General features: G+C 60.1%; 11 protein-coding genes and 4 tRNA genes. 12 read left to right on the top strand and 3 right to left on the bottom strand.

Annotation, left to right across the window (positions count from 1 at the left end; genetic code table 11):
- Window positions 1–83: 83 nt before the first annotated feature.
- Window positions 84–1,574 (bottom strand): MDR family MFS transporter, encoded by a 1,491-nt coding sequence (locus tag WA225_RS01580; RefSeq protein WP_422606635.1) that lies wholly within the window; start codon window positions 1,572–1,574, stop codon window positions 84–86.
- A 49-nt stretch (window positions 1,575–1,623) separates the two neighbouring features.
- Window positions 1,624–2,673, bottom strand: a complete 1,050-nt coding sequence (locus tag WA225_RS01575; protein ID WP_095111759.1) for an HlyD family secretion protein — start codon at window positions 2,671–2,673, stop codon at window positions 1,624–1,626.
- Between the two features lie 228 nt (window positions 2,674–2,901).
- On the opposite strand from WA225_RS01575, the gene gltX reads away from it, so the two are divergent.
- The 12 genes from gltX to WA225_RS01515 all read left to right on the top strand — a co-directional run bounded on the left by gltX (window position 2,902) and on the right by WA225_RS01515 (window position 12,436).
- The gene (gene gltX, locus WA225_RS01570; RefSeq protein ID WP_422606606.1) at window positions 2,902–4,383 is read left to right on the top strand and encodes a glutamate--tRNA ligase; all 1,482 of its coding nucleotides are present in this window, start codon (window positions 2,902–2,904) and stop codon (window positions 4,381–4,383) included.
- A gap of 203 nt (window positions 4,384–4,586) precedes the next feature.
- Window positions 4,587–4,662, top strand: a tRNA-Ala gene (locus WA225_RS01565).
- An 80-nt stretch (window positions 4,663–4,742) separates the two neighbouring features.
- Window positions 4,743–4,818: transfer RNA gene (locus tag WA225_RS01560), tRNA-Glu, on the top strand.
- Window positions 4,819–4,871: 53 nt separating this feature from the next.
- Window positions 4,872–4,947 (top strand) — tRNA-Ala (locus WA225_RS01555).
- Between the two features lie 80 nt (window positions 4,948–5,027).
- A tRNA-Glu gene (locus WA225_RS01550) sits at window positions 5,028–5,103 on the top strand.
- Window positions 5,104–5,283: 180 nt separating this feature from the next.
- Window positions 5,284–5,823: a TetR/AcrR family transcriptional regulator gene (locus WA225_RS01545; RefSeq protein WP_045122549.1), complete on the top strand. Its 540-nt coding sequence runs from the start codon at window positions 5,284–5,286 to the stop codon at window positions 5,821–5,823.
- 30 nt (window positions 5,824–5,853) lie between these two features.
- The gene (locus tag WA225_RS01540) at window positions 5,854–6,687 is read left to right on the top strand and encodes an alpha/beta fold hydrolase (RefSeq protein WP_150794302.1); all 834 of its coding nucleotides are present in this window, start codon (window positions 5,854–5,856) and stop codon (window positions 6,685–6,687) included.
- Between the two features lie 46 nt (window positions 6,688–6,733).
- On the top strand, window positions 6,734–7,183 hold the full coding sequence (locus tag WA225_RS01535; RefSeq protein WP_422606605.1) for an acyl-CoA thioesterase: 450 nt from the start codon (window positions 6,734–6,736) through the stop codon (window positions 7,181–7,183).
- Window positions 7,184–7,350: 167 nt separating this feature from the next.
- Complete coding sequence (locus WA225_RS01530) at window positions 7,351–8,310, top strand: tRNA dihydrouridine synthase (RefSeq protein ID WP_116031011.1); 960 nt, start codon at window positions 7,351–7,353, stop codon at window positions 8,308–8,310.
- A 120-nt stretch (window positions 8,311–8,430) separates the two neighbouring features.
- Window positions 8,431–8,877, top strand: a complete 447-nt coding sequence (locus WA225_RS01525; RefSeq protein ID WP_016985252.1) for an Hsp20 family protein — start codon at window positions 8,431–8,433, stop codon at window positions 8,875–8,877.
- 188 nt (window positions 8,878–9,065) lie between these two features.
- Window positions 9,066–9,761, top strand: coding sequence for a DUF1266 domain-containing protein (locus WA225_RS01520; RefSeq protein WP_422606604.1), 696 nt, complete (start codon window positions 9,066–9,068; stop codon window positions 9,759–9,761).
- Complete coding sequence (locus tag WA225_RS01515) at window positions 9,758–12,436, top strand: DUF805 domain-containing protein (RefSeq protein WP_422606603.1); 2,679 nt, start codon at window positions 9,758–9,760, stop codon at window positions 12,434–12,436. Before WA225_RS01520 ends, WA225_RS01515 begins: the two co-directional genes overlap by 4 nt.
- On the opposite strand, the gene WA225_RS01510 is transcribed toward WA225_RS01515, so the two are convergent.
- Window positions 12,433–14,124 carry an Hsp70 family protein gene (locus WA225_RS01510; RefSeq protein ID WP_422606602.1) on the bottom strand — a complete coding sequence of 564 codons (1,692 nt, stop codon included), beginning with the start codon at window positions 14,122–14,124 and terminating at the stop codon, window positions 12,433–12,435. The genes WA225_RS01515 and WA225_RS01510 overlap by 4 nt on opposite strands.
- Between the last annotated feature and the right edge of the window lie 54 nt (window positions 14,125–14,178).

Below are 14,178 nucleotides of genomic sequence, written 5' to 3'. Positions count from 1 at the left end.
GGCGTACACGAAATTTGTGAACACCAAAGAAACCTGTGGGAGCTGGCTTGCCAGCGATGGGGCCAGAATAGGCACCGCAAATATCAGTGAGACTCCCCAGTCTTCAGCCCTTGCGGCAATTTCTTGGTCAGCAATATCGCCAACATACTGATCCCCAGCGCAATCCCGACAAAGTGAAACGCATCGTTGTAGGCCATGATCGCCGCTTGCTGATGGACGATCTCGCTCAGCTTGCCCAACGCCGCCGTGTCACTGCCAAACCGATCGGTCATCGACGCCAGCCGCTCGGCCACCTGTGGATTGGTCGGCACCACCGCCTCGCGCAAATAATCGAAGTAAGTCTTGGTGCGTGCATCCAGCAGCGTCGCCAGCAGGGCGATGCCAATCGCACCGCCGAGGTTACGCAGAATATTGAACAGACTCGACGCCGACCCCGCGTCCTGCGGCAGGATGTACGCCGTGGCGATCAGCGAAATGGTCACCATGATCAATGGCTGTCCCAGAGCCCGAATGATCTGGATCTGATTGAACTGCGGCCCGGCGAAATCCGGGTTGAGCACCCCCGATGAAAAACTCGCCAACCCGAACAGCCCGAACCCCAAGGTGCACAGCCACTTCGGCGAAATGAACTTCATCAACTTCGGCACCAGCGGAATCAGGAATAACTGCGGCACACCCATCCACATGATCACTTCGCCGATCTGCAGGGCGTTGTAGTTCTGAATCTGCGCCAGGTACAGCGGCAACAGATAGATCGAACCGTACAACCCGACACCCATGCCCAGGCTGGAAATACTCGATAAACCGAAGTTGCGATTGCGCAGAATGCCGAGGTTGATCAGCGGATTGGGTTTGGAAATCTGCACGATGACAAAGGTGATCAAACTTACCAGCGCAATGCTGCCCAGCGTCACGATCAGGCTCGATTCCAGCCAGTCCTTGCGATGGCCTTCTTCCAGAAACACCTGCAAGCAGCCGAGGCCAATCCCCAGCGTGAGGATGCCGGTGTAGTCGGTGCTTTTCAGCAGTTCCCAGTGCGCTTCCTTCTTCTCCAGGCCGTACATCAACCCGGCGATCATGATCAGCCCCGGCGGAATGTTGATATAGAAGATGTATTCCCAGCCCCAGTTTTCCGTGAGCCAGCCGCCCAGCGTCGGGCCGATGGACGGGGCGAACGTGGCGGTCATGGCAAACATCGCCATGCCTTTGGCGCGATGGTGCTCGGGGAGCTTGATCAGCGTCAGGGTGAACGCCAGCGGGATCAGCGCGCCGCCGGTGAAGCCCTGCATGGCGCGAAAGACGATCATGCTCTCCAGGCTCCAGGCCATCGAGCACAGCAGCGATGAAACCAGAAACCCCAGCGACACCCACACCGCCAGCCGCCGTGCCGACAGCAACTGCACCAGCCACGCGGTCAGCGGAATCATGATGATTTCCGCGACCAGGTACGAGGTGGAAATCCACGAGCCTTCTTCCAGCGTCGCCGACAGCGCGCCCTGAATGTCTTTCAGTGACGAGTTGGTGATCTGGATGTCGAGCACGGCCATGAAGGCGCCGAGCATCACGCTCATCACCGCAATCCAATCGCGCCGGGTCGGTTCGCCGACCGGGCGGATCAGCGAATCACCGGCCATTGTCCGGGGCGTCTTTGATGTTCACGGTGGCGGTGACCGACATGCCCGGACGGATCTTGCCGTGCAGCGGGTTGTCGGCCTTGAAGGTCAGTTTCACCGGAATTCGTTGCACGACCTTGGTGAAGTTGCCGGTGGCGTTGTCCGGAGGCAGCAGGCTGAACTGCGCGCCGGAGGCGGCGAATAGGCTGTCGACCCGTGCTTCGATCGGCGTGTCGCCATACGCGTCAAAGGTCAACTCGGCTTTTTGACCGGGCTGCATATGGCCGATCTGGGTTTCCTTGAAGTTGGCCTGCACCCAGATGTCTTCGTCCGGGACGATCGACAGCAGATAAGCGCCGGCCTGCACCACTTGGCCGTTACGGGCGGCGCGCTGGCCGACCAGGCCACTGATTGGCGCGTGGATTTCGCTGCGGGTCAGGTTGAGTTCGGCTTGCGCCAGATCGGCGCGGGCGTTGGCGATCTGTGCATCTAGGCGTTTGATCTCCGCGTTCAGGGCGTTGACCTGCTGACGCTGGCCCTGTGCGTCGGCTTGCGCCTTGGCCACTTGCGAACGGGCGATATGCGCGTCAGCGGAGAGGGTGGTCACGCGTTCTTCGGACACGTAACCGGGTTTGCGCAGAGTCTCGGCGCGCGACAAATCCATCTGCGAACGGCCGAGCGTTGCTTGAGTGGTCGCCACTTGCGCATCGCTGGCAGCGATCAGGCTCGATTGTTGGGTCAATTTACTTTGCGCTTGCAGGCGTTCGGCTTCGCGGGTGGCGAGGGCGGCATTGGCGCGATCGATGGCCAGACGGAAATCATTCGGCTCAAGGCGCACCAGCAACTGGCCTTTTTCGACGTGCTGATTGTCCTGCACCAGCACTTCATCGATGCGCGCGCTCAATTGGCTCGACACACGGGTGATTTCGCCCTGGACATAGGCGTTGTCAGTGCTTTCATAAAAGCGTCCCTTGAAAAACCAATGGGCGAAAAAGCCCCCGGCGATCAGCAGGACGAGCAGCAGAAAAATCAACAGGCGACGCTTGAGTTGGGCAGGCATGGGCAAACTGTAGTCGAGGAATTGTAAGGAAAGTTATCAGCAGGCGAATCTGGCATACAGCCGATAAACGGTAAATGCCATCCGCTGATATTTGCCCATTCACCACGGCTTACGGGCGTTCCAGACGCAAACTTGGCTTAAATGCCCTGTCTGCTGGAGCGGGGCGGGTGTCGCCTGTTACCATTCGCCGCTTGATTGTTTTGCTTTTCATTCTTTTCGAGACATGCCATGACCACCGTCCGCACTCGCATCGCGCCATCGCCTACCGGGGATCCCCACGTAGGTACCGCTTACATCGCATTGTTCAACTACTGCTTTGCCAAGCAGCATGGCGGTGAGTTCATCCTGCGGATCGAAGACACCGACCAGTTGCGTTCGACCCGCGAGTCCGAACAGCAGATATTCGACGCCCTGCGCTGGTTGGGCATCGACTGGAGCGAAGGCCCGGACGTTGGCGGCCCGCACGGCCCGTATCGCCAGAGCGAGCGTGGCGATATTTATCAGAAGTACTGCCAGCAACTGGTCGACATGGGCCATGCGTTCCCATGCTTCTGCACTGCTGAAGAACTCGATCAGATGCGCGCCGAGCAAATGGCTCGCGGCGAAACGCCACGCTACGACGGTCGCGCGCTGCTGCTGTCGAAAGAAGAAGTCGCCGCTCGTCTGGCGGCTGGCGAACCGCACGTAATTCGCATGAAAGTGCCGAGCGAAGGCGTTTGCGTGGTGCCGGACATGCTCCGTGGCGACGTCGAGATCCCGTGGGATCGCATGGACATGCAAGTGCTGATGAAGACCGACGGCCTGCCGACGTACTTCCTCGCCAACGTGGTCGACGATCACCTGATGGGCATCACCCACGTGCTGCGCGGCGAAGAATGGCTGCCATCGGCACCGAAACTGATTCTGCTGTACGAATACTTTGGCTGGGAGCAACCAGAGCTGTGCTACATGCCGCTGCTGCGCAACCCGGACAAGAGCAAGCTGTCCAAGCGCAAGAACCCGACCTCGGTGACGTTCTACGAGCGCATGGGCTTCATGCCGGAAGCGATGCTCAACTACCTCGGTCGCATGGGCTGGTCGATGCCGGACGAGCGCGAGAAGTTCTCGCTGCAGGAAATGGTCGACAACTTCGACCTCAAGCGCGTGTCCCTCGGCGGGCCGATCTTCGACATCGAGAAGCTGTCGTGGCTCAACGGCCAGTGGCTGCGTGATCTGCCGGTGGAAGAGTTCGCCAGCCGTCTGCAGACCTGGGCGTTGAACCCGGAATACATGATGAAGATCGCGCCGCTGGTGCAGGGCCGCGTTGAAACCTTCAGCCAGGTTGCACCGCTGGCCGGCTTCTTCTTCGCCGGTGGCGTCAATCCGGATGCCAAGCTGTTTGAATCGAAAAAGCTCTCGGGCGATCAGGTGCGGCAGTTGATGCAGTTGATCCTGTGGAAGCTGGAAAGCCTGCGTCAGTGGGAAAAAGACAACATCACTGCAACGATTCAGGCCGTGGTGGAATCCCTCGAGCTGAAGCTGCGCGACGCGATGCCGCTGATGTTTGCTGCGATCACCGGGCAGGCGAGTTCGGTGTCGGTACTCGACGCGATGGAAATCATTGGCCCGGATCTGACCCGCTATCGCCTGCGTCAGGCAATTGACCTGCTGGGCGGCGTGTCGAAGAAAGAAAACAAAGAGTGGGAAAAACTGCTGGGCGCTATCGCTTAAGCGCACCTGACTCTGCAGGAACCAACGGAGGCCGGGATCTTTTGATTCCGGCCTTCGGCGTTTTTCCCCCCGAATTTACGGGGGAGGGCGGTAAGTGATTGTTATGCCGACGAAAAACTTTGAAAAATTTCAAAAATAAGTTTGACAGGGTTTCGGTACGCCATTAAGATTCGCCCCGTCCTCAGCGATGACATCAACGATGAGGGGCTATAGCTCAGCTGGGAGAGCGCCTGCATGGCATGCAGGAGGTCAACGGTTCGATCCCGTTTAGCTCCACCAATTTTACACTTCAAGGTCTGGCCACACCGGCCTTGAAGCGATCAACGCTCAGCGTTGATCAGTTGTATAGAAGGGTTTGCGTCCCCTTCGTCTAGTGGCCTAGGACACCGCCCTTTCACGGCGGTAACAGGGGTTCGAGTCCCCTAGGGGACGCCAGTTTTACAGAAGTGATGTTGCAAGATGTCACTCCGCCGCGAGGCGAAAAATCCGGGGCTTTAGCTCAGCTGGGAGAGCGCCTGCATGGCATGCAGGAGGTCAGCGGTTCGATCCCGCTAAGCTCCACCAATTTTACACGTTCAAGGTCTGGCCACACCGGCCTTGAATCGATCAGTTCTCAGCGCTGATCAGTTGTATAGAAGGTTTGTGTCCCCTTCGTCTAGTGGCCTAGGACACCGCCCTTTCACGGCGGTAACAGGGGTTCGAGTCCCCTAGGGGACGCCACGATTACCCGCTCTGCGGGATTTATAAGGGTCATTCAATTATTGAATGGCCCTTTTGTTTGTCTGGCGTTTGGCCAATTCTCCTTTTCCTTACACTGTGCTTCAGACCAGCGGTCATATACTTGACTTGCAGAATATTATTATGAGAATAATATTCTAGTCGTAATATTCGGAGGCAACGATGAACGATAAAAAAGCTCAAACCCGCGAACGCATCCTCAAGGCTGCCAGCGCCGCACTGATTCAGCGTGGCCCGGCCGACCCAAGCGTGGGCGAAGTGATGGGCGCAGCCGGCCTGACCGTCGGTGGCTTCTATGCGCACTTCGAAAGCAAGGACGCCATGATGCTCGAAGCGTTCAAGCAATTGCTCGGTCGCCGCCGCGACCTGATTGCCGACATGGATAGCGAACTGACCGGTGAAGAGCGCCGCGCGTTGGTCGCTGCGTTTTACCTGTCGCGCAAGCATCGTGATTCCAGCGACGCAGCGTGCCCGATCCCGGCTTCGATTGGCGAATTGGGTCGTTTGCCGGAATCGTTCCGCATCGCGCTCAACGAACACCTGGAACTGATGATTGCGCAGTTGGCGTCCAGCCCTGAGGACACCGACAAAGCCTTGGCCGACGTGGCGTTGATGGTGGGTGGTCTGGCCCTCGCAAGGGCGCTGGGCCCGGGAGATTTATCCGATCGATTGCTGCGCGCTGCCAAGTCGGCGGTGCGTTGACCTGAAGGCAACACGCCTGAGGAGAGAGCGATGAACACGTTGAAGTGGGTTCGTGGCGTTAATGGCACCTTGGGCTGGATTGCACCGCAACGGGTAGCGAGCAAAATGCGTCTGGCGTTCATGACGCCACGGTCGCTGCCGCTAAGGGATTGGGAGCTGCCGCTGCTGGCCAGTTCCGAGCGCATCACCTTGCGCTTCGGTCTCTCCGCGCTGCGCTGGGGCCAAGGCCCGACCGTGCTGCTGATGCACGGTTGGGAAGGGCGGCCCACGCAGTTCGCCGCACTGATCACCGCGCTGGTCGAGGCCGGGTATACCGTTGTCGCGCTGGATGGTCCGGCGCACGGGCGTTCGCCGGGGCGTGAAGCCAATGTCGTGTTGTTCGCTCGGGCGATGCTCGAAGCGGCCGCCGAGCTGCCGCCGCTGCAAGCGGTCATCGGCCATTCCATGGGCGGCGCCAGCGCGATGCTCGCCGTACAACTGGGCCTGCGCACCGAAACCCTCGTCAGCATTGCCGCGCCTGCACGCATTCTTGGCGTGTTGCGTGGTTTCGCTCGATACGTCGGTATGCCGCCGCGAGCGCGTTCCGCCTTCATTCGTCAGGTCGAACAGGACGTTGGCATGCGCGCCGCCACGCTCGACGTTGCCCACTATCAACTGGATATGCCCGGCCTGATCGTGCATGCCGAGGACGACAACTTCGTCTCGGTCAAGGAATCGCAACTGATCCACGAATCCTGGTTCGACAGCCGCCTGTTGCGCCTTGAAGGTGGCGGTCATCAACGCGTGCTGGCCGACCCGCGCGTGGTTGATGGTGTGTTATCACTGCTGGCCGGCCGCAGCCTCCAGGCGCGCCAATCGGCGTAAGCATCCGGTACACTGCCCCGGTTGAATCATTGATCGGGAGTGGGGCATGGGCTGGGATCGGGCAACGCCGTTTACCATTGATCTGCAAGTAGGTGCCGAAGACATCGACGGGCTGGGCCACGCGAACAACGCTGTGTACGTGACCTGGCTCGAGCGTTGTGCCTGGCGCCATTCGCAGCGTCTGGGCCTGGATCTGGTCGAGTACCGGCGTCTGGACCGGGCGATGGCCGTGGTCCGTCACGAGATCGATTATCTGGCCGCCGCCTATGAAAGCGACGAACTGCAATTGGCGACCTGGATCGTCGATTGGGATCAGCGCCTGAAAATGACCCGGCATTTCCAGCTCAGGCGCCCGAGCGACAACACCACGTTGTTGCGCGCGCAAACCACGTTTGTCTGCATTGAACTGTCCACGGGCAAGCCCAAGCGCATGCCGGCAGAATTCATCGAAGGCTATGGCCCGGCGATCCAAGCCTCAGAGTCTGCCCAAATCTAAACTGTGGGAGCGAGCTTGCTCGCGAATGCAGTCTGTCAGTTGATGCATGCATACCTGACACGCCGCCTTCGCGAGCAAGCTCGCTCCCACAGGGAAATGTGTTGTTCTGCGGATTCGCGCGATATCCAGTAAACTGCCGCACGTTTTTCTTCAAGTAGTGTTTTCCCATGCAAATTGCTCTGGCGCCCATGGAGGGGTTGGTCGACGACATTCTCCGCGACGTGCTGACCCGCGTTGGCGGCATCGACTGGTGCGTGACCGAATTCATTCGGGTCAACGACCAGTTGCTCACCCCGGCCTATTTCCACAAGTTTGGCCCGGAGTTGCTCAACGGCGCCCGCACCGCGTCCGGTGTGCCATTGCGTGTGCAATTGCTCGGTTCCGACCCGGTGTGCCTCGCGGAAAACGCTGCACTGGCCTGCGAGCTCGGCTCCGAAGTCATCGACCTCAACTTCGGCTGCCCAGCCAAGACCGTGAACAAATCCCGTGGCGGCGCCGTGCTGCTCAAAGAACCTGAACTGCTCAACCAGATCGTCGAGCACGTGCGCCGCGCCGTACCCGCGCACATTCCCGTCACCGCAAAAATGCGTCTGGGCTTCGACAGCCCGGACGGTTCACTGGTTTGCGCGACGGCATTGGCCGAAGGCGGCGCCGAGCACATCGTGGTTCACGCTCGAACCAAGATGGACGGCTACAAACCCCCAGCGCATTGGGAATGGATCCCGCGCGTGCAGGACGTGGTCAAAGTCCCGGTGTTCGCCAACGGCGATATCTGGAGCGTCGAAGACTGGCGGCGTTGCCGCGAAATCAGTGGCGTGGAAGACATCATGCTCGGTCGCGGACTGGTGTCACGCCCGGATCTAGCCAAGCAAATCGCTGCTGCTCGCGCCGGTGAAGAAGTGGTCGAGATGACTTGGGCCGAGCTGATGCCGCTGATTCAGGACTTCTGGCTGCAAGCCAAAGCGCAGATGACCGCGCGCCAATCGCCGGGCCGTTTGAAGCAATGGCTGGCCATGCTGACGCGCAATTATCCGGAAGCGACCGAGCTGTTTACCGTACTGCGCCGTGAAACTGAACCGGATCATGTCTCGCGTTTGCTCGGTCTGCCGGTTGCCGAAGCGGCCTGAAAAAATCTGCAAATAATCTCTTGAAATCATTTCAGCGGTCCCTATCTAAGGGTTACGCGATGCCGAATTCGGGTCGCGGAGTCAAAAAACCTTGCTGATTGTTTTCAGGAGATTTGAACCATGAGTACTGCATTTTCCCTCGCGCCACTGTTCCGTTCCTCGGTGGGTTTCGACCGTTTCAACGACCTGTTCGAAACCGCCCTGCGCAACGAGCCCGGCAGCAGCTACCCACCTTACAACGTCGAAAAGCACGGTGATGACCAATACCGTATCGTCGTCGCTGCGGCCGGTTTCCAGGAAGAAGACCTGGAACTGCAAGTCGAGAAAGGTGTGCTGACCATCAGTGGCGGCAAGCGTGACGCCAACGAAGGCGTGACCTTCCTGCACCAGGGTATTGCCCAGCGTGCGTTCAAGCTGTCCTTCCGCCTGGCCGATCACATCGAGATCAAGGCGGCGGATCTGAGCAACGGTCTGCTGAGCATCGACCTGTTGCGGGTGATCCCCGAAGAAGCGAAAGCCAAACGCATCCCGATCAATGGGGTGCAGAAGCCGGCGTTGCAGCACTGAGTCATGTGCCGCAACACAATCGCCTGAACCGGCGATGAGCCGCTGAATGAAGGCCCCGATACGTCGGGGCCTTTTTTGTGCGCGCAAGAAAGCCGACGCAACGTTTGCCGCTGCTGTCGTGGCTCTTTACAATCCGCGCCAACAAGGCCGGCACTCCCTCATTCCCGCTGGCCCCGGAGCCTTTGTTCATGGACGAATTGGAACAGCGCTGGCTGTATGCGCTTTCTGCGCCTTTGGTCGCCCTCAATCCCGACGCCGATTACGCCGCACCCACCTATTGCTTCGATCTCAAACACGTCGATGTCGAGGGCGGTTGGGGTATCACCACACGCCAGCAACTACTGGACATGCTCAGTACGGCTGACACCGGCCACGCAACACAGTTGAACGAAGCCTATCGGCAGTGGGAGCGGTGTCTGCCGTCTGAATGGCAGGCATTGCTCGAAACACTCGACACCCGCCAGCGCGCCTTTCATGAATTGGCCAGTCGCACCTTTGGCGAGTGCGGTTCCGGTGGCATCCGTGCCTGGGACATTGGTCGCATGGGCTTTCTGCTGCGCTCAGCGGTGTTGCACGGCTGGATCGATCTCACTGAAAGCCTCTGGCTGCACGGTCGCATGGCGGCGCGCGCGCGGTACTACTACGACAGCTGGACGAGCTACCTGAACGGCTTTGTCTTCGGCAAAGCGTTCTGGCATTGCCTCGGCAACAAAGATGAAGAGCTCAGCCACGAATACGATCGGCAGGGCGACTACATCGGCACCACCGTGGTCATCACCAAACTGGACCGCGATGCCCGCGAGTTTTTCGCGCAATTGCCGTGGGACATGCCCCTGCATCTGCCCGAACGGCCCGACTCGCTAGGGGAGTTTGACTGGTCATGAGCTGCTGGATTCGCTTGGGTATCGAGCCCACCAAAGACAACGACGCCATTCGCGTTGCCTATCGCGCGCGCCTGCCGCAACACCACCCGGAAACCGACCCGGAAGGTTTTCAGGCACTGCGCGAAGCCTATGAGCTGGCGCTTCGATTCGCTCGTGAGGAAACTCCCGCGCCGGATGAGCCGGCCGATGATGAGGTAAGTCCTGCCGATCAGACGATGGCGGATTTCGACGCCTTACTGCTTGATTCAACGCGTCGCTTCCATCCTGCGGCCTGGCAGGCGTTCAACCTTGAGCTCGATCGTCTGCCGCTGGAAGTGTTGGACGAGGTGTGTTGGCCATTGTTGCGCGAGTTGCTCGACGCCGGTCCGATTTCCCACGTCTGCGCACGCTTGTTGGCCCAACGGCTTGGCTGGGCAAGCCGCCTGCTGGATCTGGATTTCGATAATGCACGGCATGTCGACGAATTTTTGCAGCGTATCGACGCGGCGGATCCGTTCGATACCGCGTTGATGAGCCACTGGCCCGCTGTCGCGCAACTGGAAACGCTCTGGTATGTGCGCACGCTGAATCACCTGCACCGAGAAGCGTCGCTGGATGACTACCGCTATTTCGCCAGTCTGCATACCTGTATCCCGCTGCCTGCGGATGATCAGTTGTTGCAGCGTCTGGCGATACAGTCCAGTCAGGCCGGCATCGCCAGCAAAGACTTTCTCGACATTTTCAGTGAGCAGCATCGGCTCGCGCCGCAGAATGTCGACTGGCTCTATCTGTTGGCGAGTCAGCGCAGCGCGCTGGGCATGGAGGAATTGGCGCTTCAGGCCTGGGTGCAGCTCTGGCGTGAACATCAGCACCCGAAAGCCGCGACCTGGCTGTTGGCGCTGTGCGCGCGCCATCAGCCGCAACGCCTGCCGCTGCTGATTCAGGCGTTCGATCGTCTGGAAAACTTCCGCGACTGGTCCGATGACCTGAGTGATGTCAGCCAGGAATATGGCAGTCCATCGCAGCGCCCGGAAACGTTGGGCCGCTGGTTCCGGGCGCGGCAACTCGACTTGCAAGACATTGCCGATGCCTTCGTCGAGTGGCGTATCAGCGAGGATGAGTTGCCGTTGCTGGCGTGGCTGATCACTGACAGCGATGACCGGCCGCTGCAAACCCTCTATCAACACGCCTGGGCTTTGCATCGCGGTGATGTGCCATTGCTGCAACGGATCATGGCGGCGCCCGAGCCGCCGGACGTGATCGATCAACTGATCCTGGAGGGTTTCCGCTATCAGGCAGATCAGCAGATCTGCTGGTTGACCCAGGCGCCGATTCCGTTGGCGCTGGAGGCCTTTCTGGCTGGCGACACAGCGACTGCACTCGCGCCCGAACTGCACAAGGGCGAGCCACTGGAACTGAGCCTGCGGTGGATGCGGCGTTTGCGCGCCTATGACGTCCAGTCGCTGGCGCGGCTGGACGAGGCGTTCAGTCTCGACAAGCGCGACGCGGTGCTCTATGGGCTCAAACTGCAAGCGCGACTGGCTGAACAAGGCCTGCACCTTCCGGTGATCGATGGCCATTGTGATGTCTGGGAGTGGCACCGTCAGGCGCTGTACCTGCTCGCTACGCTCAACGAACCGGTGCGCTGGCTGGGTGCGCAATCGGCGCACTGCATCGACGCGATGAATATTGTGCGTGAACATCCACTGGCACGTTTGCAGCCGCTGCTCTGCCGCTTGAACCGTGAACAGGGGAGTGCCAGTGGTCTGTTGGGCTGGTTGCAGGCGGCAGATCCGGTGCATGCCTTGCTTGCGCGGCAGTTGTTCAGCGTTCAGGAGGCGCTCGACAGCACCCGGCTGTTGAGCAATGACCGTTTGTTCGAATGCATGCGCAGCGATGTCGGCAGCTTCAGCGAGGATCTGCTCGGCCGCATGCTCGCGGCAGGCGTGCTGTATCACGATCCGTTACTCAATGCGCAACAACGCAAATACCTGCTCGAAAGCATCACCGAGGTGGTCAATCCTCAGGACTGGTTCGACGGATTCCGTCACGGCTTGATCAAGGGTGAACCGACGCGGCCGCCACGTCAGGCGCTGACGGATGAAGGCGTTAACGATTGCGCTGCGTTTTATCTGGCGCTGGATGTGCTCAAGGACCTGGTGGCCTACGGCAGTGCTGGCGTGCCACGGCAGAAAATTCTACTGCGCATGCAGCGGGCCAAGGACGATGGGCAAAATGGTCTCGGTTTGCGCTTTGCGTTGAGTGCGCTGCTGTCGTGGTCCGAGCGTTTGCTGCTGGCCAAAGCCGACACTCGCCCGACGCCGGCGACGGCGTTCTGGCGTATTGGCACGCGATTGGGCCGTGAGGCATTTATCGGTCAGGTGATTGCCATCTTGCTGCTGTCGCCACTGTTGGCATTGTTCAGTGGATCAATGGCATTCGCCTACGGGGTGTTGGCCCTGGCGCTGGTGCTGTTGTTAAGCGCCATCCTGCGCCGCCTGCATGATATGGGGCGAGGCGTTGCGACTTTTGTGCTGCTGGTCGGCCTGTCTCCGGTGTTGCCGTTTCTGCCGTTGGTGTTGTTCGGTTTCCCCGGCGAGAAATTACCCAATCGCTATGGCGTGCCACCGGACAGTGATCGTGAGGACACGTTGTCCGGTGGGTTGCAGGCGGCTTTGCGCCGGCTCATCGGCTAGAGGCGCAAGTCATCCAGTACCTTGTTGAGTTGTGAGCGGTGGCTGGCGATCTCTTCCGATCGCTGGCCGCCCAGCACCGTGGTGAAGCTGTCCAGCCAGTCGGCAATGCGCTGGCGTTCTTCCCCAAGACTCTGCGTCCACGCCCGTTCCAGTCGAGCCAGCAAGGTGCGGTTGGGCAGGGTGTCGCGCGGATGAATCTTCAGCGAGGTCAAACGCTCATGGCTGGCTTGACGTGATTGCGCGTCCAGCCCGGTCGGGCTGCGGTCAATGCTGTGGCTGTGGCGTTCGCCCGTCTCCGCTAGCGTGACGTCCACTTCAAGCAGGCCGTTGATGTCATAACTGAAGCGCACATCCAGCGCCTGGATATGCTCGCTGGGCGTCAGTTTGACATCGAAGGCATCGATGAAAATGTTGTCGCGCACCCACGGACGTTCGCCCTGATAGACCGAGATACGGATGAGTTCCTGGCCCGGGGAGGTCGTGTGATAACGCTCCACCTTTGAGGTCGGGATGATGGTGTTGCGCTCGATGATGGGCGAGAAAGCCCCTTTGATGTCGCCGCCCCGCATAGTCGAAATGCCCAGCGTGTAGGGGCAGACGTCAGTCAGAATCAGCTCTTCCACGGCACCGTCGCGCGCCTTGCACGCCGCCTGCGTCGCCGCCCCCAGCGCAACGATTGTGTCCGGATCAAGGTGCCGGTAAGGCAGGCGTCCGAACAGCGTCGCGACCATTTGCTGGACTGCCGGCATGCGCGTGGCGCCGCCGACCAGTACCAGGCTGTCGAGGTCGCGAGGCTTGAGGCGAGCATCGCGCAGCGCTTGTTCTATCGGCGCGCGCAAACGCGCCAGCAACGGTTCCCAGATTTTTACCGCAGCGGCTTCGTCCAGCGACCATTCGAAGGTTTTGTCGGCGTGGCGCCAGCTCAGGTGTTGAGTGCCTTCGCCGAGCTTGCATTTCAGTTGTTCCAGCGCATCACCGAGGCTGGCCATGCCTGGCGCATCGACCATGGCCGGGGTCAGTTGCCAGTGTTTCAGGCAGGCCTGCAACAGCGCCGCCGTGAAGTCTTCGCCGCCGAGAAAGTTGTCGCCGGTGGAGGCGTGCACTTCGATCAGCGGCAAAGCGTATTCCAGCACCGTGACGTCGAAGGTGCCGCCGCCCAGATCGAAGATCAGCGTCCGTTCGAATTTTTGCTCGTGCAGCCCGTAAGCCATGGCGGCGGCGGTCGGCTCGTTGATCAGGCGTGTCACCGCGAGCCCGGCCAGTTCGGCGGCAAACAGCGTGCGTTTGCGTTGTTCGTCGCTGAAATACGCCGGCACGGAAATCACCGCTTCCGACACCGGATGGCCAAGAAAGGCTTCGGCGTCCTGCTTGAGGGCGCCGAGGACCAGCGCTGATAACTCTTCCGGGCTGAACTGACGTGCACCGAGCTGGACTTGTTTATCGCTGCCCATGAACCGCTTGAACGCCGCAGCACTGCGTTCCGGGTGCGTGGTCAGGCGGGCGCGGGCCGCTTTGCCGACCAGAATCGTGTCGTCGTCATCGAGACTGATCACCGAGGGCGTCAGCACCTCGCCGAGGGCGTTGGGAATCAGGCGGGCCTGACCGTCTTGCCAGACGGCGATCAGGCTGTTGGTGGTGCCAAGGTCGATACCCAGCAAAGCCGGGCGGGGAAGGGTTGCATCCTGCATGACAGATCTCGAGACGGCGCAAAAAACGCGACCCTACAGGTTGGCGCAAATCGT

Origin of the sequence: Pseudomonas sp. (genome assembly GCF_049300855.1) — a bacterium.
Classification (GTDB): Bacteria; Pseudomonadota; Gammaproteobacteria; order Pseudomonadales; family Pseudomonadaceae; genus Aquipseudomonas.
The sequence above is the reverse complement of the archived record's forward strand: the minus strand, read 5'-3'. Positions and strand labels throughout refer to the sequence as shown.

Coding starts and splice junctions, on each gene's coding strand:
- WA225_RS01575 (WP_095111759.1), bottom strand. CDS start 2,673: ATGCCTGCCCAACTCAAGCGTCGCCTGTTGATTTTTCTGCTGCTCGTC.
- gltX (WP_422606606.1), top strand. CDS start 2,902: ATGACCACCGTCCGCACTCGCATCGCGCCATCGCCTACCGGGGATCCC.
- WA225_RS01545 (WP_045122549.1), top strand. CDS start 5,284: ATGAACGATAAAAAAGCTCAAACCCGCGAACGCATCCTCAAGGCTGCC.
- WA225_RS01540 (WP_150794302.1), top strand. CDS start 5,854: ATGAACACGTTGAAGTGGGTTCGTGGCGTTAATGGCACCTTGGGCTGG.
- WA225_RS01535 (WP_422606605.1), top strand. CDS start 6,734: ATGGGCTGGGATCGGGCAACGCCGTTTACCATTGATCTGCAAGTAGGT.
- WA225_RS01530 (WP_116031011.1), top strand. CDS start 7,351: ATGCAAATTGCTCTGGCGCCCATGGAGGGGTTGGTCGACGACATTCTC.
- WA225_RS01525 (WP_016985252.1), top strand. CDS start 8,431: ATGAGTACTGCATTTTCCCTCGCGCCACTGTTCCGTTCCTCGGTGGGT.
- WA225_RS01520 (WP_422606604.1), top strand. CDS start 9,066: ATGGACGAATTGGAACAGCGCTGGCTGTATGCGCTTTCTGCGCCTTTG.
- WA225_RS01515 (WP_422606603.1), top strand. CDS start 9,758: ATGAGCTGCTGGATTCGCTTGGGTATCGAGCCCACCAAAGACAACGAC.
- WA225_RS01510 (WP_422606602.1), bottom strand. CDS start 14,124: ATGCAGGATGCAACCCTTCCCCGCCCGGCTTTGCTGGGTATCGACCTT.